The organism is Pelagicoccus enzymogenes (assembly GCF_014803405.1).
GTDB lineage: Bacteria > Verrucomicrobiota > Verrucomicrobiia > Opitutales > Opitutaceae > Pelagicoccus > Pelagicoccus enzymogenes.
Window position 1 is genome coordinate 513,826 of sequence record NZ_JACYFG010000007.1, and the last position, 23,135, is coordinate 536,960.

The window sequence follows — 23,135 nt, forward strand, 5'->3', positions numbered from 1 at the left end:
GACACAAGCGATCAACTCACTCGCCATGACGGTGAGCTGTCCTTTAACAGCCGTCAAAATAGGCTCTAGTAGGAGTATCGAGGGTCGAGCTTTATGAAGGTCGGCTGGTCTCGGTCTGCTTCGAGTCGCCCGTCTTTGAACTTGAGCTCCACAACCTGGATCGAGCTGCGTCTCAATTCGTATCCATCTTGCAAGGACTTGTCGGCTCTTCCGGGGTGGGTGAAGTAAAACAAGTAGGCCTTTTCGCCCTGCACGACGACATCCGGGTGGCCGCCGATGACTCCGTCGTCTTCGCCGGAACCAGGGTGCTGTAGAAGGTTGTCGCCGCTTTGGCGTGTCCAATTAAGAGCGTCGTCGGATCGATAAACGCCGAGTCCGGACCAGACGTCGGTAACCATCCAATAGTAGCCGTTCCACTGGAAAACCTTTGGACCTTCGCCGGATTTGTCGCCAACGGCCTTCGTCTTGTCCTCCCAATTGTAGAGGTCGGTGGAGTCGGCGTAGTAGATCGATTTACCGTCGAGTTCGTTGTTGTACCACATGCGCCAGTGGTTCTCGCCGAGTTGGAACACGCAGGCGTCGATTACCTTTTCGTTTACGAGGGGAAGGGTGGACTGGTAGTTCCAGTTCTCGAGGTCCTTGCTGGTCAAGTGGACGATGACGCGAGGGTGTCCCCAATTATCGAATACGCCGGGCACGAAGGTCAGGTACATATGGTAGTCGCCTTTGGGGCCCCGAATCACTTCGGGTGCCCAGTGGGTTGGGTCTGCTACCTGCAATTCTTTTGGCAATCCATGGATCGCGGCTTGGCTGTGGCGTTCCCAGCTTGCTCCTTGGTCCTTGGATTCGGCTATGCCGATATGGGTACCGTGAACCCATTGGACGCCGGAGAGGCCCTCCGCTTTGGCGCGGCGGTTCGTGTAGAACATCCACCAGCGGCCGCGTGTTTCGTTCCAGATGACCACGGGATCGGCAGCTCCGTCGAAGATAGGGTCGCGGAAAAGCGGCTTGTCGGCTTGCTTGGCAGGAGTGTCTGGCTGCGGTTGCCCGAAGTCGGGGAAGCCGGATTCTGTCCAAGTGAACGGCTTGACGCGGGCATGGCGATTCCAGTCGCGCAGTGAGTCTACCTCGAGATCCTTGTAGTTTCGGGCGTGATACACGAGAATATCGTTTCCGTCCTCGTCGGTGGTGAATCCGTTATGGCCGGGGCCATAGATTCCGTTGTCCTCGGAGGTTTGGAAAACAGGGCCGGGAGATTTCGTCCAGGAGGCGGGATCGAGTAGGTTCGCGTCTTCGTCAGCCCAGAGCAGCCCCATGCGGTAGTTGCGGTCCGTGGCATTGACGGAGTAGGTCATGAATATCTTGCCGTTCCGCTTTATGAAGGCGGGGCCTTCGTTGACTTTGTACTTCATCTGCTCCCAGCTGAACTGAGCCGTAGTGAGCATCGCGTAGGGACCCTTTAGGGTCCACGGATTTTCCATTTCGGAAATATAGATGTTGGAGTTCACCCCCATCTCCCGATCCATTTGCGCCCAGACGTAGTAGCGTTTTCCCTTGTTCTCCAATATGGTCGCGTCGAGGGCGAAATCGTCCCAGGCTGTCTTGATTTCGCCTTTCTCCACCCAGCTGTCTTGCAGCGGATTGGCGGCCTCGTTCTCCAGGGCGTACATGCGGATACGCCATTTCTCGTCAGCGTCGCCGGCTGCGAAGTAGATGTACCATTTGCCGTCGAGGAAATGCAGTTCCGGGGCCCAGATGTGATTTCCCATGATGCCCGTTTCGTGGGCTTCCCAGATTGTTTTCGGTTCGGCGGTGGCGAGTCCGGCGATGGTCTTGGCCCGGCGCAGTTCGATGCGCAGGTACTGGGGCGCGGTGGCGATGAAGTAGTAGTAGCCGTCCTCGTGCTTATGGATCCAGGGGTCTGCCCGCTGGAGAATCAAGGGATTCGGGTATTCGTTTTCGGAAAACAGGTTGAGTGTAGAAGCCATCGCGAGAATGGTGAGTAATAGGCTGCGGTAGAAAGGCATTGGATTGGTGTTCGGTGCTTCGGGCTAGGGAGCGGGCGGTGATTTTTTTGTCCTGCGCCAATAGGTAGTGCGCCGTACTGAGGTCGTTTTCCGACAATCGGATCTTTTGAGGTTACAGTTTGGTCAGGAAATTGAAGACATGATCCCAGCCGCCGGTGGGAACCTCGTGGGCGAAGTCTGGATAGATGATGATGTCCTTTTCGGAACCTATTTTGTTGTAGGCTGCGAATTGGGTGGAAGGCGGGCAAATCGTGTCCATCAAGCCAGACTGCATGAGGACCTTGGCGGTGATGCGGGGCGCTAGGTGTTGACAGTCGATGTATCCGAGCTTCTCGAAGACGGCGTCTTCGGTTTTATGCGCAGGGTCGCGGCGGCGAAAATAGTAGGAGAGCTCTTCGTAGGCGTCTTTAGCGAGGTCCATTTCCCAGACGCGGCGGTAGTCGCAGAGGAAAGGGAAGAACGCGGCGCAGCGCTTGATCAGGGGAGACAGGGCGGCGCAGGCGAGGGCGAGCCCTCCCCCTTGGGAGCCGCCAAAGCAACCGATGCGCTCGGCATCGATTTCCTCGAAGGCGGCGACGACTCGAGCGAGCTGCACTGTATCCAGAAAATGTGACCTAAAGAGCAGTTTCTTGGGATCGGGATCCTCCAGGCCGCGCACGATGTGGCCGCGCAGGGTCGTTCCCAGGGTGCCTCCCACGTCTTGCGACAGGCCTCCTTGGCCACGGCAATCCATGGCCGCCAAGGCGATGCCCTCGCCTACGTAGGCGAGCTTGTCGTTCCATTCGCCGGACTCCGCGCTGTAGCCGTGGAACATGAGAGCAGCCGGGCAGTTTTGAGCGTTTTTCGGTCGCAGGTACTTGGCGTAGATGCGGGCTCCGCCGATGCTGGTGAAGGTCAGGTCGAAGCAGTCGGCGTTCCTGCTGTGGATTGCATCGCTCGGGCGAAGCTCCGGAGCTGGATCGATGGCTGCGAGCTCCTCGAGGGATTCGTCCCAGTAGGTATCGAAATCTTGGGGACGCGGATTGATCCCTTGGTACGTCTTTAGCTCGGGTAGGGGTTTGTCGATCAGAGGCATTGGTTACAGGAATCAATTAGCGACGCACGGTGGCAAGCCCTTTTACCTGTCGACCACTGCCGCTTGGGGGCGGGTCGGCAACGGAGCTTCGTCGCCCAGATAGAAGCTGGGGTGAGGGGGTTGGTTGTACGCTACGTTCTGCCAAGCGAGCGCGACTCTGTATTGCGGATCGTGCAGCAAGGTTGGCATGCGGTGTTCGGTTGGGATGGTGGTGGTGAAGATCCGCAATTCCGAACTGTCGCGAGTTCGCCAGATGACCTCTTCGCGCCAATCTCCCCAGATGTCTCCGCTGATAGCGGGGGTTGCCTTGGTGCCGTTGTTCGAGGTGCAAGCGTGGGCGATGAGCAAGGTATCGAGGGCGGTTGTTTCCGGATTGAATTTCAAGATGAAGTTTTGGTCGAGCAGCTCGCGCTGCAGGTCTCCGTCCCACCAGATCGCGAAGTTAGTAGGCAGGCCTTGCGGCTTGTCGTAGATCCATTCTCCCGCGGCGCTGAAGACCTTTGTCATACCTGCTCCGGCTGCCCAGCTTTCGGCTCCCGGGTAGGTGGGGTCGATGTTCACGGAGTTTCCGCGTCCGGGACCTTCGCCTTTGTCTCCTCCTGAGTCGGCAGCTTTGACGGAGGGCACCGTAAAGATAGGCCTTCCGGTGGCGGCATCGCGCATGTTCATACCCTGGTCGTCGAAGCGTTCTTGAATGTTGAAAACCTCCAGTCCCGGGTTGCTTGGCACCAAATCGCTCACGTGCAATGCGTCGCCATGCCCCCAGCCGGTCGAGTAGAGTCCGGTTCCGTCGTCATCGAGCACCATCGAGCCGTAGACGATTTCCTGTTTGCCGTCGGAGTCCACGTCGGCGATGGAAAGGCTATGGTCTCCTTGGCCGCGGTAGGGGCGGTTTTCTGGAGTGGCGTCGCTATCGAAAAGCCAACGCCGCTTCAATTTGCCGTCTTGCAGGTCCCAGGCCACGACGACAGTGCGCGTGTAGTAGCCGCGGCACATGATGAGGCTCGGTTTTTTGCCGTCGAGGTAAGCGACGCCAGCGAGGAAGCGGTCCATGCGATTTCCGTATCCGTCGCCCCAGATCTCTTTCATTTCGTCGGGAGACGGATTTTCGATGGTGGGGTGGCGCGATGGCTCATAGGGGACGGTATCGAGAACGGCGCCGGTTTGACCGTCGAACACGCTCAAGTACTCTGGGCCTGTAATGATATATCCGTTTTCGTTACGGTAGTCTGCATCCGCATCGCCGATGACGTTGCCAAGCCCGTCGGTGGTGCCGTCCCCAGTCTTGCAAGCAAGCTCGGCCTTTCCGTCTCCGTCGAAATCGTAGACCATGAATTGGGTGTAGTGGGCTCCTGCTCGAATGTTTATTCCGAGGTTGATTTGCCACAATAGCTCTCCCTCGAGGGTGTATGCCTGGAGGAATACGGGATCGGTTATGCCTCTGCGCGAGTTGTCTTGGGCGCGGCGCTCTTGCTTGAGGATGATCTCGAAGTCGCCGTCTCCATCGAGGTCGCCGATGGAGGCGTCGTTGGCGTGGTAGCCCTCGGGAGTTTGAAGCGGCACGCTAAAATAGGGGGTAGCGCTTGATCCGGCTTCGAAGGTGAATGGCTTGCTAGGGGCTCCTTCCTTGCCGTTTCTAACAGGGCGAACCGTGTATTCAGTTTTACGATGCAAGGTCGGATTGTCGTCGACGAAGAGGGTCGCTCCATCGATCGGCTGCTCGTTCAGCTTGACGATGCCGTCGCGCCGGTCGCGGCGCGACGCGTAAGCTCCCCAGTCGGTGGGTTGCTCGTGAGCGATCGTGTTACGGTAAACGTTGAATGCCGTATCCGCGGGCTCGTTACCGAGCAGGCGCCAGCTGAGGAAGACCTTGCCGTCGGCTTTGTGAATCGCGACGAGTCCGCGATCGAGTTTCTCCATTTGCGGAGCGGAATAGGAAGGGGCGATCAGCGTGAGGAAAAGGACTGTGAACGAGAGTAGATGTTTGCGCATTGGGGGCATGGGGTCGGTTGTTTCGCTCCGAAGGTATTGGTTTACGAGGAGCGTTTTAGTATGGGTGTGTTACTGGTTTACCACAAGGCCAAGGTCTGACAGTCAGGGGAGTACAGGCTTCGTCGGCATAAGCTCTCGCTTGCTCGCGGTGTCTCGGTCTGCCTACTGGGATAGTACGACTGGTCCGATCAAGCCGAATGCGTCGATTTCCCAATCGGATGCGTCGAAGGCGCGATAGTCGATGTTGACCAAGTTGATGTCCTTGAAGATGCGCCACGGCGTCTCGGTGCGGTCGAGGTGCCGGATGCGGTTGGTGGCGAGGGTGGCTACTTCGACGCGAATCTCGTTCTTGCCGGACTTGAGTGCGCTCGCCGGGATGCTGAGAAGGTGAGGGGCTTGGATGCTGGTGCCGACCAGTGTGTCGTTGACGAACAGTTGGGCGCTGCTGCTCAGTTCGCCTAGGTCGATGGCGATCGCCTTGTCCGCTTGGGGCTTGCTGAGCCGGAAGCTGTTTTCGTAAGCCAGCAATCCTGCGAAGTTTTGCAGGTCGGGATTGCCGAGTTCGGTGATCGGAAGGAGTTTTTCAAGAGTGCGGGCCGCGGGAAGCGTTGGTCCGCCTTCGAGGAAGCTGAGGCGCCACTTGCTCTGCAGCTCGATGGTGTTCGTGGTGATCGCGGCGGGTTCCGGGAATCGAGAGACCGCTGGTGACTTGGGGGCCACTTTGATGATCGTTGATTGGTAGGGCGCCAAGCTTAGGGCTAGAGCCCCATCTTCGACGCTTACGGCGCCTGTTTCGCCTGTCCAAGGATCGAGACGACGGACGGTGTCGGCCGTCGTTGGCAATGAGAGGGTGGCGGTCTCGCTATCGGCGCTGCGGTTTACGATGAAGTAGCTCTGCGTGCCATCTTCGTGGATACGCCGAATGCAGCGAAAGGAGCTGTTCGCTTGCCAGGTGTCGGGGGCGAGCTCGGCGATGTCTTGAACCGTGCCTCTCACGAAACGACCGCTTTGCAGGGCTGCCTTTACCAAGGCGTCTAGCTGGGCCTGGCGTTGCTCGTGCTCCTTGTATCCCGGAACGATCCAGTCGCTAGGATTTTCCACGGAAAGGATCGGTACGCCTTGGCGGGCCAGCTGGTCGAGGGCCTTGGCGGTGTGGAGGGGAATGCGCTTGAGGGAAGGAAGGACGATGGTGGGCGGTGTTTGGGTGCTGAGCAGCAAGCCTTGGATCTGGCGATCTGAGATGAAGTCGAAGTGGACTCCGGCGTCCCAGAGCGCTTGGGAGGTGCGCTCCAAGCCCGTGCCTTTGAACCAACGTTTGCCGTCGATGTTTTGGCGGAGCTTGGTGCCGGGGACTTCCGAGTAGGGATCGGCGATTGGGGAATAGACGTAGACGTCGGCGTAGGAGTGTCCGGATTGGAGCTCGGCTTGCACGCGGGCGATGTAGGTGTTCAAGGCTGGCAAGTGGTTCCAGAGCGGATTGCGGTTGTTGAGCTGGGTGGAGGCGTAAAAGACCCAGCCTGGCCATTCGGCGTTTTCAGGCGAATAGGCGGTGCCGTGGTAGAACAGGTGGTTGACCCCGCACAGGAAGAGGTAGTCGGTGGCTTGCTTGATCTTGGCCAGGTCGCTGGTCCAATGTTCGGAAAGCCAAGTGTAGCTCTCGGCGGATACAAGCTTCTTGCCGGTGACGTGAGCCGCCGAAGAGGAGAACTTGTGCATGAGGAAGTCTTGGCTGTCGCCGAAGATTTCCGTTTCCGGGATGTCCGTCTTGGCGTAGACGTCTAGAAGGTTGGCGATGGATCCGTGGGCCTGGTTGCGGGTAAAGAGGTGGTAGGCATGCGTCTTCTGCCCCCATGTGTCGCTGAAGTTCTCCAGCAGCAGCTCTTCCAACGTCATGCGATAGTCGTAGCGCCAGCGCTCGAGGTCTTCTTGCGGGATGTCGCTGCGCTCCGTATCGAATATTGAATACATTTGGGGCGAGGTCATGCGGCCGCGCTCGATCAGCTCCTTTTCGAAGCGGTGGGACCAGTCCGTTTCGTATTCCCAGGAGTCGTGGAAGACGGCCCGCACGAGATTGGGAGAGAGCTTCTTGAAGAAGGTTTGGTGGAAGCGGTCGAGGTAGTTGGCGACCGCGTCGCGGTCCAGCATGTCGATGGTGTAGCCCGATCCGCCCGGGGCGGGACGCTTTACGCGCTCGCCGCTCAGTTCCGGCTCGATTTCGTAGTGAACGTGCCCGTCGGTGACGGTCTTGTGCAGCTTGAGTTCTACCGCTCGCTCGCTCTCGGGCACGAATTCGTGGCCAAGGCGCCAGCCGGTTCCGGGAACGATATCCACCTGCATGCCGAGGCGTTGGGCTTCCAGGCAAGCGTGTTCTATGAGCTCCAGCCATTCGTCGCTGAGAAATTGGGTTTCCAGCGCTTCGAGCCCTTGCACCCCGTAGATGGGAGTGATTTCCACGCCGCCGAGACCGATGCGATTAAATTCCTCCAGCTCTCGCGTGATCTCCTGCTTGTTGACGGCCGAGCCATGCCACCACCAGCGGGTCCATGGCTTCTGGGTTGAAGTGGGCTCGGGCCAATCTGCGGCGTACGATAGCCCGCAAAGAGCCGCGCCTGCTGCGCAGAGGGAAAGCCATTTCAGGCCTGAGGATATTGAACTACGAAAGGTGAAACCTGGGGTAATGTTTTCTTGGGGCATGGTCGGAGTGGGCGATTGTAAGCGTGCAAAGCTAAGCAGGCGACCGAAGCTAGCGATTCGCAAGGATTCTGACTGTCAACAAAGCGGCAGCTGTATCCGAACGCTCAGGAAGGTGCTAGGTTAGGGGCTCGCACTTGCACGAGCAAACAAACCCTGAACACGGCGCGTCCGCAACCATTTACCCTCCCACTCAATCACATCGTATGGACAATCGATCACTTAACACCGGCGGCTTCACGCTCCCAGGCGAAGCCGGTTACGAAACGCTCACGCTCGAGCTTGCCAAAAAGTGGGGGGCGGACGTCATCCGCGACTCGGATGGAACCCAGCTTTCGCCCGAGATCATCGAGTCCGACTACGACATCTATTCCACGCTCTGTTTGGTGCGCGCGGACAACGAATGGGCCAAGGCGAACCGCTCCAAGCTGCAGCAATGCTGCGTTATGAGCCGCCCTGTCACGGCCGCGTCGGACACGGTTTCGGTCGACTTGCTCGATGGCTATTTCAAGGAGCAATTGGTGATCAATGCGGACGACGACCCGAAGGAATGGTGGCAGGTTTTCGACCGGACGACCGGCGAGGAAGTGAGCGTGAGCGATTGGAGTTTCGACGCTGCCTCGGGCGCGGTGACCATCGCTAAGGCCGTCAAGTGGCATCGCTACACGGTGAATTTCTTCTGCTACCGCATTTGGGAGGAGATCTCCATGTACAACCACGTGACCAACGACTGGGGGGACAAGGAACACTTGATGCCGATCGACCCGATCTATCCCGAGGCCCGCGACCAGATTCGCACCTACCTGAAGCGTTGGCTCGAAGAGCATCCGCATACCAAGGTGGTGCGTCTGACCTCCATGTTCTACAACTTCTGGTGGTTCTGGGGGGATCCGGAAAAGCAAAAGTTCATCGTCAACGATTGGGGATCCTACGAGTTCTCCGTATCGACAGGAGCGATACGCCAGTTCGAAAAGGAGAAGGGGTATCGGCCCAAGAGCGAGGACTTCGTGAATGCGGGGCTCTACAACAATTCCTACAAGGTTCCCTCCAAGCTCTACCGCGACTGGATGGACTTCGTGAACGCGTTCGTAGTGGAGTTCGGCAAGGAGTGCATCGATATGATCCACGAGGCCGGAAAGCTAGCCTTCGTATTCTACAACGACCACTGGATCGGCATCGAGCCCTACAACGAGCGCTTTAAGGATTTCGGTTTCGACGGGATCATCGACGGCATTTTCAACGGCTTCGAAGCCCGCAAGGTAGCGGAATGCCCCGCTGTATCCGTCCGCGAAATACGCATGCATCCCTACCTCTTTCCGACCGGGGTGAACGGCGAACCCTCTTTCTTGCCAGGAGGCAAGCCCACGGACGAGTGCAAGCGTTACTGGACGGACATTCGCCGCGCCCTCTTGCGCAAGGGCGTGGATCGCGTCGGCTTCGGCGGCTACTTGCACTTGGTGGAGAACCACCCGGACTTCGTCGACTATATCGAGGCGATGGGGCACGAGTTCCGAGCCTTGCGGAATTTGCACCTGGAGGGAGCCTCTCAGGAAGCTCCCGTGAAGGTAGCGTTGCTGACGGCTTGGGGCAATACGCGTGCTTGGGCGTGTTGCGGGCACTTCAATCGCGGCAACTATTACAACGAGGTGATGGAAGCTCTTTCCGGCATGTCGGTGGAGACCGTATTCATCTCCTTCGATGACATTCTCGAAAACGGCGGAGTGGATACGTCGATCGATGTCGTGATCAACGCTGGTCTTGTCGACGATTCCTGGTCCGGCGGAGACTACTGGTCGGATCCTCGCATTGTGGAAGCTATATCCGAGTTCGTGGCCAATGGTGGCGGACTGATCGGGGTGGGCGAGCCCACTGCCCAGCGGCACAGTTCCCAGTACTTCCAGCTTTCTCATGTTCTGGGAGTGGATCGTGAGCTCGGTCGCACGCGAGCCTTCAACCGCTTCGAATTCGAGGCGAATGCGGACCACTTCATCTTGCAAGACAACCAAGATGGACTGGAGCTCGGCAAGAAGGTAGACGGTATCTATCTGTTCGATACGCAGACGGAAGTCCTCGCTGCTGCCAACGGAACGCCAGCCCTCTCGGTTCGAAGCTTCGAGAAAGGACGCTGCGTCTATCTCGCCGGCTACCGCTACGACGCGGCGAACGTGAGGTTGTTGCTGCGAGCGATCCTTTGGTCGGCAAGCAAGGAGCAGTTGATGGAACATTGGCAGTGCAGCAACTATTTCACGGAGTGCGCCTACTATGAAAAGGCCGGCAAGCTGGTCGTGATCAACAACTCCAACGAGCCTCAGGAAACTGTGGTGCTCAGTCCGAAGGGCGAATTCTCCGTCTCCCTGGCGGCGAACGAATCGAAGATCATCGAGGTTTCCTAGCGACGGAAGGGCTTTCAACGTAGGGCGGCGCTCCACAAGCCCGCGACCGCGGACGTTCGGCTCCTGCCGCGCGGCCGTGGGTTGAGGCGCCGCGTGGCCGTTTGCGTCTTCCATGCTCGCTCTGCCCTCCCATTTTGCTTGATCTGACGGTCAGAGAGGCGTCTCGTTGTCCTTATGTTCTATTGTCTTACTCTGCAGCAGCGAATGATACCCCGCACGCTTCTAACACTAGTTCTCGCCAGTATGACGTATTGCGCAAGTCACGGAAAGCCTCAGCCGAGCGGCTCTCCTTACGGAAACATCGCATTCGAGCCATCGCTGAAAAATTGGGTGGTGGAACAGCAGCCTGGTGGATCGGTTTCTGTTGAAGACGGGGCATTGCAAATTCGCGACAAGAAGGGGTGCACGGTTTGGTACAAGCATCCCGTCGAGGCTCCGGTGCGTATCAGCTATACGGTGACAGCAAACTCGACCGAACGCATTTCGGACATCAACTGTTTCTGGATGGCCAGTGACATTGACCACGTGCACGACTTGTTTGCCGCAGGACACGGAAGAGAAGGGGCATTCGCCCAGTACGACGGCTTGCAGCTCTATTATGTCGGCTATGGAGGAAACTTTAACGAGACCACCCGGTTTCGCAGGTACCTGGGTCGTGGCGAAAAGCCGCTCCTGCCCGGCTTCGACCTCTCGGAAGAGCAATACCTGATCCAACCCGACAAGGCCTATCGCATCGTGCTTGTCGCCGATGGCAAAAAGGCTCAGTACTACCGAGATGGCGAATTGATTTTTGAATACGTCGACGAAAAGCCTCTCAAGAAAGGCTGGTTCGGCTTCCGCACGGTTTGGAGCCATCTCAGTATTTCCGATCTGAAGATCGAGTCCCTCAAGTAGCAATCAACCCATTATTTTGTGTATCGCCCCGTACTTGCTCTCTTCGCCGCTTCTGCAAGCTTAAGCCTCTCCGCGCTGGAAAGGCCGGACGCCGAGTTTAAGGTCTACCAATTTGGTCCCGACGAAATTCCGCAAATCGACGGTGACGCTGCGGATTGGTCTCAGGTTCCGGACGAGTACGTCGTGGGAACCAAGGAGCTGTGGGAGGACTCGGGGAAGCACGAGGGGCTTTTGCCGGAGAGCATCGACGTGAAGGTCAAGGTTGCTTGGGTTGAGGGCTTGAATCGTCTGTACTTCCTGTACGAGGCTTACGACGACTATTGGGACTTCTCGCTTCCCGGGTTGAAGAACGATACCTTCGAGGTGGTCGTCGACGCGGACCTATCAGGCGGTCCCTTGATTGACCGTTTCCGCAACAACGCGGAACACATCAGCGAGACGGAGGCATGGATGTCCATGCATGGAACCCATGCCCAGAACTACCATATATTCACCCCTGCCCAAGACAAGGACTGGTGCATGCTGTGGGGGCCGGGCCAGTGGATTAAGGAGCTGCCGTATGCGAATTACGCATACAGTTACGATTTCGAGCCCGGCGAGTCAGGTACCTTGACCTTAGAGTTTTGGATCACGCCCTTCGACTACGCGAGCTCGCACGGCCCCGACCGTTCAGTCGAAAGCAAGTTGGTCGAGGACAAGCTGATCGGGCTCGCTTGGGCGATCATCGACTACGACGATGTCGATAGTACGCGTAACAACGGTTTTTGGAATCTTTCCACGAGCCATACCATGTACGGCAAGGCGGATGAGCTCGTGGCGTTCCGGTTGATGCCGCGGGAGCGGGATCGTTTGCCGCGCTTCAAGGCGTCTTGGCGGTGCCAAGTGTTGGACCGGGAGGCGCGCAAGGTTGCCTTTTACGACGAGTCGTTCGGGGATGTGAGCAAGTGGCGCTGGGATTTTGGAGACGGCCAGACTTCGAGCGAAGCGAATCCCACCCACCAGTACGCTAAGACCGGTCACTACGTCGTCACGCTTACCGTTGAAAACGAAGCGGGAGAGCGTTCGAAGTTCAGCCGGGTTTGGGACGTGAGTTTCAAGTAGGTGGTCGTCTCGTTCCGACGGAAGGAAGGCCAGTTCCTACAATTGGCTCTTCAGCTTTTCGTATTCGGCCCGCGTCAGGGTAACGATGCTGCCGTGTCTCGCTCCTTGAGGAAAGGATAGCTGGTCGGACACGTCCTCCCATTTGATGAAGTCCTTGGTGCGTTTACCTTCGTATCGCTTGTCTCGATACACGTCGTAGAAAACATAGGTCCAGTCGCCGGTTTCTAGGGCTGCAGGACCTTCAACCCAGGATTTGGTGAAAGGGGCGCTCGGAGCGGAGAAGGGACCGTAGGGCGTGTCTGCCTGGCAGGTAAAGAGGTTCTTCTTTTCCGGATGGAGTCGTTCGTCCTTGGCTATGAGGCGGGTTTGTCCGCCGGGCTTGTGGATCAAGGTGACGTCGATGACATTAAAGCCGGGATCGAAGTAGACTGCGGGGGCGCTGAAGGATTCAAAGTCTCGTGTGGTGGCGCTCCACATGCGGTGGTTGTAGTCGCTTTCCGAACTGCCGCCGTTTTCCTCGAAGCGCCCCTCTACGGTGGAGGCCCAGTAGATGAGAAATTGTTGCTGCTTGGGATCGTAAGTCATTTCAGGAGCCCAGCAATTGCGGGTTCCTTCGATCTGCGACATTACGGGCAAGCGTCTCTGCTCGCTCCAGTCGATCAGGTTTTTCGAGCAAGCGTATCCGATATCTTGAGACTCCCAATCGGTTGTCCAAATCAAGTGAAACGATTCGTCTGGACCTCGCAGTAGGAAGGGGTCTCGCATCAAGCCACGATTGGGGGCGATGAAGAAGCTGTCCGCGAGGTCGGTCCAGACGAGACCGTCCTCGCTGGAGGCGAGGCGCATGCCTTTTTCGCCGTTTCCTGTGAAGTAGGCGAAAAGGAAAACAGAATCAGTCATCAAGTCCGCCTGTTCGCTTGCTCAGCGTCGCAAGGGTCAAGCCCTCGATGTTCTTTTTGTTGCCGCCGGTCAGGATGCTGACCAGGTAGCCGACTACGATGGTGACGAATGATCCAACAACTGGATACAGCCAGAAGACTACGGTTCCTTGGTTGGAAACGTAGTAGGTGCTGCCCATTCCGGCTACGATGCCAACAAGTACGCCGATCTCGTTGCTTCGCTGCGTGAAGAGGCCCAAGAAGTAGATGCCCACCGTGGTTGCGGTGACGATGCTCACCACTCTCAAGGCAAGGTCCCAGATGGAGGGAGTCTCGAAGGAGTTGAGGTAGAATGCGGAGGCAATGCCGAAGACCCCCACCAGAACGGTGATCACTCGTCCTACCAGGACGGCCTTGGTCTCGGTCGGAGCGGAGGAGAAGCGCTTGTAGACGTCGTCCACAGCCAAGTTGGATACGCTGCAGATACTGCTTGAGATGGTGGACATGGTTGCAGCGAGCAGGGCGGCGATCACCAATCCGGATACGCCAGGAGGCAGCTGTTGGGCGGCGAAGAACGGGTAGATTCCGTCGTTCTTCATGGCGGGGTTCAGTTCCTCGGGAGACTGCTGGTAAAAGAGGAAGAGGGCGGTGCCGAGGGCGAAGAGCAGCAGGTTGATAGGCACCGCTACGGCCATCTGCGTGAGGACCGCCTTGCGGGTCGAGCTCAAGCTGGGGCCGCACTGGACGCGCTGTACGAAGTTCTGGTCTCCGATTCCCAGCAAGGTCACGAAGACGATGCCCACGAAAACGGTGAAGACGTTTTCATCGGTTAAGGAGATCCCCCAGTCGAAGACGTGGAGCTTATCCTGGGCGTCCAGGGTGGTCCACATTTCGTTGAAGGGAATGTCGATGCGGAAGAACACGAGGAGCAAGCAACCGCCCACGGCAGCGATCATGACGAAGCCTTGGATGGTATCGGTCCAAATCACGGCGGAGAGTCCGCCGAGGAAGGTGTAGGCGATGGTGACGACACCCATGATCGGCACGCTCATGTACATGGGGATCCCCGCTATCGCCTCTAGGGCGAAAGACGGCAGCAGCAAGACGCCTCCCATGCGGCCGAGGATTTGGTAGACCGCGAAAATGGTGCTTCCGATCAGGCGGACCGATAGTCCGAAGCGATTTTCAAGGTACTCGAACGCCGTTCCGAAATTCAGTTTTCGGATGACGGGCGCGTAGAAGTACATGGCGATGGGCAAACAAAGGATCGAGTAGATGCTGATCGCGAAGAAAGTCCAGTTGCCGGCATAGGCTTTGCCCGGCATCGCCATCAAGCTCATGGCGCTGGCTCCCGTGGCGAAGAGGCTCATGCCAGTGGCCCACCAAGGAATCTTGTGTCCCCCGCGGAAGTAGTCGTCCGAGTTCTTGCTCTGCTTGGCGAAGTGGAAACCGATCCAAAGCATGACGACGAAATAGAGGGCAACGGAGAGGTGGTCCCACCAGCCGTAGTTGGTTTCGGGCTGTCCGAAGGTGACGACTCCCGAGTTTTCCGCTGAAAGGATGTAGAAGCTGTAGTTGTCTCCGACGACTTGCGTATCGGCTGGAAGCCCTGCGAAGTTTTCGCCGAGACTTACCCATGTGTCTCCAACCATGTGATACAGGTGGAGGTCGACCTCGTTCGCTGCGGATTTGACCGTGGCGACTGCGTGGGCGTCTCCCAGTTTGACGGCGCTGGTGATTTCTCCTTGCGGGCCCTCGTTGGTGAGGGAGTTCCATCCGTATCGAGCATGGTAGGAAAGGGAGGAAGGATTGGTTGCGAGGGAACCTGCTTCATGGCCGCCGATCAAGGCGAGCGTTTCCACCGATTTTACGAGGAATGCGTTGGATCGGGCGGGACCCGTCCAGCTGTCTATCTCCTGCCACGAAGCGTTCGGGCTGCCGAGGTCGAGGGTGTAGAAGTCGTTTTCTCCGTCGCCGTTCGATCCGTCCGAAACGTAAAGCGTTCCTCCGCTGATGGTAGCTGCGGGCTTCGACATGGGTCGAGGCAGAGGCGTTAGCTCTTGCTGGTCGACGCCGGTTCCGTTGGGCGTGAGCTTGGTTACCTTGTCGGTCGCGGTGCCGTCGATCGTTCCTCCCACTAGGATGACGGATCCGTTGTGAGTGACGCCGGTTCCCTTCGCGCGGGGCGCGTCGAGCGATCCAATCGAAACCCAGAGTCCGGGAGTCTTGGAGTAAGCGTAAATGTCGGAGGATTCGCCTCCTGCGAGGATCAGCTGCTCGCCGGCCATTGCCGCGAAGGCGTCGGCTGGAGAAACCGGCGGTTCCGCTATCTTGGCGAGAGACGCGTCTTGGCCAAGGTTGGCAAAGCTCGATGTCGCGCTGGCCGCGAAGAGGGTTGCGGCGAGGAGGGTGAGGGAGTAACGTCTAATCATCTACGATGTTTGTTAAGAACGGCGAGGCTATTTAAAGTTTACCTAGAGCGCGTCCGCAATGAGGGCAAGGTTTTCGACCGATTGCCTGTAAGTCCTGTATAGGCGTTTCGAATACGCCTGTTTAGCGGGTAAAGAAGGGAGAAGTCGCGCCGACCGAAAAGCACGCCCCCCGACGTGCCTCCTACATAGGCCTTGCCGGCAGCGCGACTTCTTTGAAAGGAATTGAGCTCGTCCATCGCGGAGTCCAACAGGGAGCCAAGCCCGAGCGGGAAGCTCGTTGCTGTGGACGTGGCGGCTGCTGTGTCGCAATGGTTCATCGAGGGGTGGCGAGGGAGAAATTCTATGCGAGGTGGAATACTTCCTTGAGTGGGGAGGAGACGGGGCTGTTGTCTGGGTTGCTTGGCATGATATCCGCCATGTGCTTCCACCATTTCTTGCAGATGTCCGTGCTGGCAATGGCGTTCCACTGGTCCTCGTCCGCGATCTCCGCGTAGCCGAAAAGTTGCAGCGTTTCCTCGTTGAGGAAGATGGAGTAGTTGCTGACGCCGTGAGCTTTCAAGGTCTGTTCCAGTTCCTGCCAAATTGGGGAATGGCGTCGTTCGTATTCAGCCTCCTGGTTGGGATGGACTGACATGATAAAAGCTTTTCGTATCATTGTTTTAAGTGGACAGCTTTTTTGCTCAGGTCCTCGAGTGGACTGTTGGTTTCGAATGTTCGCTGCAACAGAAGGTCGATGTCTTTAATCGCAGGTATCGTGTGGCCGTCCGAGTCCGACTTGATGGTTTCGACATTGCTGGAATGTACCGTTTTTACGTCAGCTCCCCTCTGGATGCTTTCGATGAGGGCTGCGTGCGATTGGGCAATCTGGGAATCGCAGATGAAGCTGTTCGAGTCGCTAAGCCGGCTGACGACTTGTTCGAACATGTTTTGGCGAGACTTGCTGTACTGTGGTACCTCGATGGATACAGGGTCTTGGTCGTCCGGCCGGATGGTACAGACGCCCTGCCGCTCCCACTCCACGGAGCCTCGTTCGCCTCTGATGCGGATGCGCGGCTCGACTGTCTCGAAGCATGCGTGAGTGACGCCGAACCAAAACGCGACGCCGTTGTCGCTGGACGCGGCGCTGACGACCGCTGTATCGAAATTTTCGATATCGTGCGCTCGGAACAGGTTCGAGGAAACGACCGTCGCTGCGGCGGAGGAACTGACAGTGTCGCCGGCGAGAAAGAGGCAAAGGTTGACGTGGTGGGCGAACGCATTGTTGAGCGGCGAATCCATCACGGAGCGGCCGTTCAGCTCGCGCTTTCCGGCCCACGCGTTGCGCCTGTAGTACGCGGTGGAGCGGGGCCAGAGCCCAAGCATGGAAACGGATTGAATCTGCCCGATGATGCCGTTCAGCAAGCTCTGCTTAAGCTCCATGAGCTCCGAAGTATACATGTCCTGGAATCCGACGGCGACCCATCTCTTGCGCTGTTTCTCGGCCGCGATTACGCGGCGGACATCGGCGTCCGAGCCTGCCAGCGGTTTCTCGACGAGCACGTTTGCTCCCGCTTCCATGGCAGCGATGGCCATCGGCGCGTGCCATGGGATCCCGGTTGGGATGAAGCAAAGGTCGATCTTGCCGGCTTCGGCTTCGAACATGGCTTCGTAGCAGTCGTAGGTTTTATCGGCCAAGTGCTCCAACTCGAGGGCGGCAGGCAATTGGCGCTCCGCAGGCAAGATCGTTGCAGCCGCAAGGTGCACGAGCCCGTTCCGGTGCGCTTCGCTAAGCCACTCGAAATACACCCCCGCGTATCCAGCAACGCCTACGAGGGCGACGCGAGGAGAGCTGCTTGTGGTGGAAGTCATCATTCGGGGGCTGAAATAGCTGAGGTAAGCGGGGGGCAATCTTTGGCCAGCCGCTGAAGCATGGAGTAGGCTTGAAACCAATAATTGATACGAATTGATACTTTGCACTTGTCAGAACGAGCGAACCGCGAGAGTTCTGACAGTCAGAAGGCTTCAGGACCCCATTTGGAACGCTAGAAGCCTCCGTTTTTAACCCCTGTCTTAGCCCATGAATTCTGTCAGAGAACTCGCTAAAGCCCTAGGCCTCTCGCACACCACCGTATCGGATGCCCTCCGCAACAAGCCAAGAGTAAAGAAGGAGACGCGTGAACGAGTGCTCAAAGCCGCCAAGGAAGCTGGCTACAAGCACAATCCGCTCGCCGGAGCGTTGATGTCGGAGATGCGTCGTTCCGGCGCCGGATCTTTTCGCGGCGTGCTGGCGGTCGTCGATTTGGAAAGCTCGGATCAACGTCTATCTGCCGCTCGCCGCTACCACCGCGAAGTGTTTGCAGGAGCCGAAGAGATGGGCAACGAGCTCGGCTTCAAGACGGAGATATTCGTGCTCGGATCCGAGGGGCTGACGGTGGCTCGCTTGAACACCATCTTGAAGTCGCGCGGCATTCGCGGATTGCTGATTTTGCCGGCGGCCACGGCGCCTGATATAAGGAACCTGGATTGGGACGTGTATGCAGGGATCTATACAGACTATATCATCGAGCGCCCGGCTCTGGATTCCGTATGTTCGGACCACTTTCGTTCCATGGTAGTAGCCATGCGCAAGCTAGAGGAACTGGGCTACAAGCGTCCGGGGCTGGTCCTGCACAAGGCGCATGACCAGCGTCTCCTGTACCGTTGGGAAGCTGCATACCGAATCCAAGACACCCGCTCGGATCAATTCGACGCGATCGAGCCCTTGGTCTTGGAGGATATCGACGAAGACTCGTTCAAGGATTGGTTCGAGGAGGAGGGGCCGGATGTTGTCCTCTCGCACAGGCCGGAGGTTTTGGAATGGATGCAAGACATGGGAGCGCAGGTCCCGGAAACTCATGGCTTTTGCTGCCTGAACGTCATGAACAGCGAGGACCCGGTGAGCGGCCTTGACTTGCGGCCGCATTTGATCGGGCGACGTGGCTTGGAGCTCTTGGTTGGGCAATTGCACCGCAACGCCTATGGCATTCCGGATCCGGCGTCCACGACCACAATCCCGGCGATCTGGATCGACGGTCCGACGACGCGAAACATGTCGTCCTAATCGCTCGATCGATACGGATAGGACGCGTATCCGAAAAGCTGGCACGGGACGGACGTTCACAGCCGTGTCCGGTTGCTTCCTTCGCCAGTGGGGCGGAGGAGCGCAGCCCTGGCGGCGCCAAGCGCCAGCCATAGGGATCGTTTCATCGCAGCGAGCGCGCGTTCCCAGTCGCTTGCTGCTGCGGTTTGAGGGCGGACCGATTCATTGAAGGATCTACTCGCCACCAGCGCTTCACGGTTCGGGCGACGGCGCCTTGCCGGGGGAGGGCTCGGCAAGGGGGGCGAGAGTCTTAAGTTGACCTGTCACCTCGGGCAAGGTCCTCATGTCCGAGGGAGCCTAGGGCAGGGATTAGTAAAAGTGCGATTCTGACGGTTGGAATCTGACTGTAAGAGGGCTCTGTCGTTGTTGCTCGGGGCGCTTCTTGGATGTACTTGCCGGCGTTTCCCCCGCATTGTTGCGCTCGCCCTGAAAGTTTTATTACGATCGCTGAAAAGGCGAGTTCTACAGCTGATCAATCAAATCCCACTCCTCGATAGCCCTAGATATTTTCCGTCTATTTAACTTTCATGATTTCCTCCCCATCTACATCGATCGGATTTTACATCGACGAAGCGCGTTCCATGGCGAACGCTGTCGGCGACAATCCTGAAGCGACGCTCTCGGTCATTGCCAACCGATTCAAAGAGCTGAATCCAAGCGCTCCTGTTACTTACCGCGCTTTTTCGAAGCGCGGCATCCAGCGCTCTCCCGATTACCGCTACGAGGCGGATTTCAACTCCTTTTTCCCGGATGCCCAGTACGAGGAGTACGTCTTCTCCTGGTCGAAAATGTGGTCCGGCGCGGAAGCGGAATTTATGTTCGACCTCAATTGCTACGGACCTATCGTGGTCTACCTCAATGGTGCGGTGGCATGGAGCTCGAACATCTTTTCTGAGCGTTATCCCAACAAGCACAACCGTTTCACGCTCACCTTGCACAAGGGGTGGAACCAGTTCGTTATTCGAGCCAAGAAAACGCGGGGCGGATTCGGTTGGAAGTTCGGATCCTGGCTGGGCAAGCATCCCTACGTCTTCATGATGCCTTCGGCGGAACGCGACGGCGCGGAAGGCTGGCTCTACACCGACCCGGTTCCAGCTGGCACCGTGATCCAGCCTGAGCTTGGCCAAGCGGAAGCTGACTCGGCCTACGACTGGTATCCGACCCACTCATGGAGCGAATCTGAGAAGAAGCGCGGCGTGTGCGCTCGCATCTTCGGCTCCCAGGAGGGGAAGACGGCCTTGGGGTGGACTCAGGTTTGCAACAACGGCGACAAGCCGGTTACGGTTTCGGCGGAAGGCGCCGCCCAGGGTGCCGCTAGCGTACTGCTGGGAGGTTCCGAAGTTTTTAAAAGCGACGCGTCGGGCTCGCTGAGCTTCGAGATGGAGCTCGCCCCCGGGATCAACGACCTGGTGGTGCTCAGTACCGGGGATGCCAGCGGTTGGGGATTCGAGCTTTCGCTGCATCCCAACTCCGGCTCGGTGGAGCATCGATGCCCCTGCCAATTGGTGGGAAGCCCGGCCAAGTGGCTTTATTCCGGTCCCTACGACGCGGATCATGCCCCAGATTTCGCTGCGTTGAAGGATTTCCTTCACGTCCACGAGACCGCGGAGGGAAGCGGCTACTGGCGTATTGACGCCCCGGATACCTACCTTCGCTTATACAACGAAAACCCGCTTTTCGGGCGCTGGAACTATCCGCTGGGAGTGACGATCTATGGCTTGCTTCACGCGGGGCGGGAAATCGGCTCGGAGGAGATTCAGGCCTACGTCCAAGAGCACGTGCAGCTTTGCTGCTCCACCTATTCCTACTCGCTTTGGGACCGGTCTGCTTTTGGCGGGCCCACGCACATTCACCGCCTGCTTTCCAGCATCGACAGCCTGGACGATTGCGGATCGTTCGGATCCTGCATGCTCGAGACTGCCAGCCACCGGAAAATCGAGGGCTTCGAGCGGATCGCCCACTTCGTAGCGGAGTTCATCTCCAACAAGCAGGACCGCTTTCCCGACGGCACCTTCTATCGCCGCGAGATGATGCACGAGTTCCACGAGAACACGATGTGGGCGGACGACCTGTACATGAGCGTGCCGTTCCTGTGCCGCTACTACCAGCTTACGGGCGATACGCGCTACGTCGACGATGCAGCCCAGCAATTCCTCGGCTTCAAGAAGCGCCTCTACCTGCCGGAAGACCGGCTGATGTCCCATGTCTATGACCTGCGCCGCGAGATGGCGACCGGCGTGCCTTGGGGACGTGGCAACGGTTGGACCGTTTTCTCCCTTGCGGAACTGCTAGGCGTGCTTCCGCAAGACCACCCGCACCGGGAAGAGCTGCTCTCGTTTTTCCGCGACCTTTGCGCAGGCATCCTGAAGCTGCAAGACGAGGAGGGCTTCTGGCACCAGGTCCTGACTCACCCGGACTCCTACCCGGAGAGTTCCTGCACTGCCATGTTCATTTTCGCTTTCTCCCGCGGGGTGCGCAACGGCTGGCTGGAAGACCCGGCCCCGTACGCCGATGCGGTCAACAAGGCATGGAAAGCCTTGAACAAGGCGTCCATCGACAACGAAGGCAACGTCTACGGGGTCTGCCGTGGCTCCGAGTTTTCCTTCAGCCCAGAGTACTACAAGAAGGATTTGCTGCCTCGCCTCAACGACACGCATGGGATCGGCATCGTGCTGCTCGCAGGCGTCGAGGTCATTCGTCTGAGGCACCACTTGAATCCCGCATAATACGAAAAATTTTCCCATGAAGAGAATCGGCGCCCGTGCCCACGACTTCGGAACTCTCCCTGCTGCGGAACTCGCATCACGCCTCGCGGCGAATGGTCTTTGCTGCGCCCAGCTGGCCCTCAACAAGGCGATCGCCGGCTTGAATCTCAAGCCCGGCGAGCTGAATCCCGGGCTCGCATGGCAAATTGGAGAGGCCTTTCGCTCCCATGGCGTGCAGATCGCGGTCTTGGGTTGCTACATCAATCCCGTCAATCCTGACGATGCTGCTCGAGGCGAGCTGCTCCGCTTCTTCAAGGACCACCTGCGGTTCGTGGGTGACATGGGCGGCAGCCTCGTTGGATTGGAGACAGGCACTCCCAACGTCGACTACGCGATCGATCCCGAGACGGGGAGCGAGGCCACCTTCCAGGCGCTCGTGCGCAGCATCTCCGAATTGGTGGAAACGGCCGAAGCTTGCGGGGCGAAGGTCGCGGTGGAGGCGGTTACGACGCACACCATTTCCACTCCGCAGAAGATGAAACGATTGATCGACGAGATCCGGTCTCCCGCGATGGTGGTGATCCATGATCCGGTCAATTTGATCAACGCGGAAAACCATCAGGACGAGGCGCGATACATCGAGGAACCGTTCCAGCTCTACGGAGACCGGATCGCGGTTATCCACGCCAAGGACTACACGGTGAAGGACGGCGAGTACCGACAAGTTGCCACCGGCTTAGGTCAGATGGACTACAGCCGGCTCTGCGGCCTGATCAAGGAGACCAAGCCGGGGATCAGCGTGCTGCTGGAGGATTCCGGGCCAGACACGATCGAAACCTGCCACGCTCACATCGCCAAGCACTGGCCGGCTTGAGGCTATGGACACCTGCGAATCGTCGCGGGTTTTGGCGTTGTTAAAATAAAGAATAAATTGGAAGGATATAAGAAAATATTCGTTCCATTTCCTCCCAAAACCAATTTCACTCAAAAGCTCATGAATGTAACAAACGAACTATTCGATTTAAGCGGTAAGGTAGCTCTCATCACTGGTGGGACTCATGGCATCGGCATGGCGATCGGAATCAAGCTTGGCCAGGCGGGAGCCAAGGTATGCGTCAACGACATCTCCGAGGAAAAGCTCGAAAGCTGCAAAGCCGAGTATGCCAAGGCTGGAATCGACGTCTACACTCTGGTCTTCAACGTCACCGACGAGGCTGATGTGGATCGTGGCATCTCGCAGATAGAGCAGGAGGTGGGAGCGATCGACATCCTCGTGAACAATGCGGGCATCATTAAGCGCATCCCCATCCTCGAGCAGTCGATCGCCGACTTCAAGCAAGTGATCGACGTCGACCTCGTGGCTCCGCTGATCGTGGGCAAGCGCGTCGCTCCTAAGATGATCGAGAAGCGCGGCGGAAAGATCATCAACATGTGTTCGATGATGAGCGTGTACGGTCGCAATTCCGTATCCGCCTACGCTTCGGCCAAGGGCGGCCTCAAGCTGCTCACCTCCAACATGTGCTGCGAATGGGCAAAGTACAACGTGCAGGTCAACGGCATCGGCCCAGGCTACATCGCCACCGCCCAAACCGCGCCCATCCGCGAAGGCAATCACCCCTTCAACGACCTGGTGATGACTCGGACTCCAGCCGCTCGTTGGGGCGAGCCGGAAGACGTCGCCAACGCGGCCCTTTTCCTCTCGTCCAAGGCTGCCGAGTTCGTCAATGGCCACGTGCTTTACGTCGACGGCGGCATCCTTGCCAACTTCGGCTACGTCAAGGGAGAGAACGACCTTCCAGAAGCGTAGAAAGGGAAGGGCAGTAATGCCG

At 58.0% G+C, this 23,135-nt stretch carries 16 protein-coding genes; 7 read left to right on the plus strand and 9 right to left on the minus strand.

Translation table 11 applies throughout. The features are described from left to right. Nucleotides 1-65: 65 nt before the first annotated feature. The 4 genes from IEN85_RS08095 to IEN85_RS08110 form a co-directional block, all read right to left on the minus strand. Nucleotides 66-1,988 carry a family 43 glycosylhydrolase gene (locus IEN85_RS08095; protein ID WP_191616618.1) on the minus strand — a complete coding sequence of 641 codons (1,923 nt, stop codon included), beginning with the start codon at nt 1,986-1,988 and terminating at the stop codon, nt 66-68. A 151-nt stretch (nt 1,989-2,139) separates the two neighbouring features. After that, complete coding sequence (locus tag IEN85_RS08100; RefSeq protein ID WP_191616576.1) at nt 2,140-3,102, minus strand: acetylxylan esterase; 963 nt, start codon at nt 3,100-3,102, stop codon at nt 2,140-2,142. Between the two features lie 42 nt (nt 3,103-3,144). Then, nucleotides 3,145-5,094 carry a rhamnogalacturonan lyase gene (locus IEN85_RS08105; protein WP_224772505.1) on the minus strand — a complete coding sequence of 650 codons (1,950 nt, stop codon included), beginning with the start codon at nt 5,092-5,094 and terminating at the stop codon, nt 3,145-3,147. Between the two features lie 162 nt (nt 5,095-5,256). Next, nucleotides 5,257-7,788 carry a glycosyl hydrolase gene (locus IEN85_RS08110; protein WP_191616577.1) on the minus strand — a complete coding sequence of 844 codons (2,532 nt, stop codon included), beginning with the start codon at nt 7,786-7,788 and terminating at the stop codon, nt 5,257-5,259. A 203-nt stretch (nt 7,789-7,991) separates the two neighbouring features. Between IEN85_RS08110 and gnpA the strand changes: the two genes are divergently transcribed. From gnpA to IEN85_RS24765, 3 genes are all read left to right on the plus strand, one after another. Continuing rightward, nucleotides 7,992-10,178, plus strand: a complete 2,187-nt coding sequence (gnpA, locus tag IEN85_RS08115; protein ID WP_191616578.1) for a 1,3-beta-galactosyl-N-acetylhexosamine phosphorylase — start codon at nt 7,992-7,994, stop codon at nt 10,176-10,178. A 243-nt stretch (nt 10,179-10,421) separates the two neighbouring features. Beyond that, nucleotides 10,422-11,072 (plus strand): DUF6250 domain-containing protein, encoded by a 651-nt coding sequence (locus IEN85_RS08120; RefSeq protein ID WP_224772506.1) that lies wholly within the window; start codon nt 10,422-10,424, stop codon nt 11,070-11,072. Between the two features lie 18 nt (nt 11,073-11,090). Then, the gene (locus IEN85_RS24765) at nt 11,091-12,173 is read left to right on the plus strand and encodes a PKD domain-containing protein (RefSeq protein WP_318186596.1); all 1,083 of its coding nucleotides are present in this window, start codon (nt 11,091-11,093) and stop codon (nt 12,171-12,173) included. Between the two features lie 36 nt (nt 12,174-12,209). On the opposite strand, the gene IEN85_RS08130 is transcribed toward IEN85_RS24765, so the two are convergent. From IEN85_RS08130 to IEN85_RS08145, 5 genes are read right to left on the minus strand one after another with little or no spacing between them, the layout of a single operon-like run. After that, nucleotides 12,210-13,073 carry a glycoside hydrolase family 43 protein gene (locus tag IEN85_RS08130; protein ID WP_191616580.1) on the minus strand — a complete coding sequence of 288 codons (864 nt, stop codon included), beginning with the start codon at nt 13,071-13,073 and terminating at the stop codon, nt 12,210-12,212. After that, on the minus strand, nt 13,066-15,483 hold the full coding sequence (locus IEN85_RS08135; RefSeq protein ID WP_191616581.1) for a sodium:solute symporter family transporter: 2,418 nt from the start codon (nt 15,481-15,483) through the stop codon (nt 13,066-13,068). Before IEN85_RS08135 ends, IEN85_RS08130 begins: the two co-directional genes overlap by 8 nt. Before the next feature lie 38 nt (nt 15,484-15,521). After that, entirely contained in the window at nt 15,522-15,914 is a 393-nt protein-coding gene (locus IEN85_RS24945; protein WP_425503165.1) for an exo-rhamnogalacturonan lyase family protein, read from the minus strand. Further along, nucleotides 15,824-16,138, minus strand: coding sequence for an L-rhamnose mutarotase (rhaM, locus tag IEN85_RS08140; RefSeq protein WP_191616582.1), 315 nt, complete (start codon nt 16,136-16,138; stop codon nt 15,824-15,826). The genes IEN85_RS24945 and rhaM overlap by 91 nt, the downstream gene beginning before the upstream one ends. Further along, on the minus strand, nt 16,135-17,334 hold the full coding sequence (locus IEN85_RS08145; RefSeq protein WP_191616583.1) for a Gfo/Idh/MocA family protein: 1,200 nt from the start codon (nt 17,332-17,334) through the stop codon (nt 16,135-16,137). The genes rhaM and IEN85_RS08145 overlap by 4 nt, the downstream gene beginning before the upstream one ends. A 205-nt stretch (nt 17,335-17,539) precedes the next feature. Between IEN85_RS08145 and IEN85_RS08150 the strand changes: the two genes are divergently transcribed. The 4 genes from IEN85_RS08150 (at nt 17,540) to IEN85_RS08165 (ending at nt 23,113) form a co-directional block, all read left to right on the plus strand. Beyond that, on the plus strand, nt 17,540-18,562 hold the full coding sequence (locus IEN85_RS08150) for a LacI family DNA-binding transcriptional regulator (protein ID WP_191616584.1): 1,023 nt from the start codon (nt 17,540-17,542) through the stop codon (nt 18,560-18,562). 566 nt (nt 18,563-19,128) lie between these two features. Further along, the gene (locus IEN85_RS08155; RefSeq protein ID WP_191616585.1) at nt 19,129-21,327 is read left to right on the plus strand and encodes a glycoside hydrolase family 88/105 protein; all 2,199 of its coding nucleotides are present in this window, start codon (nt 19,129-19,131) and stop codon (nt 21,325-21,327) included. A gap of 16 nt (nt 21,328-21,343) precedes the next feature. After that, entirely contained in the window at nt 21,344-22,180 is an 837-nt protein-coding gene (locus tag IEN85_RS08160) for a sugar phosphate isomerase/epimerase family protein (protein WP_191616586.1), read from the plus strand. Between the two features lie 120 nt (nt 22,181-22,300). After that, nucleotides 22,301-23,113, plus strand: a complete 813-nt coding sequence (locus IEN85_RS08165; protein WP_191616587.1) for a gluconate 5-dehydrogenase — start codon at nt 22,301-22,303, stop codon at nt 23,111-23,113. Nucleotides 23,114-23,135: the final 22 nt, after the last annotated feature.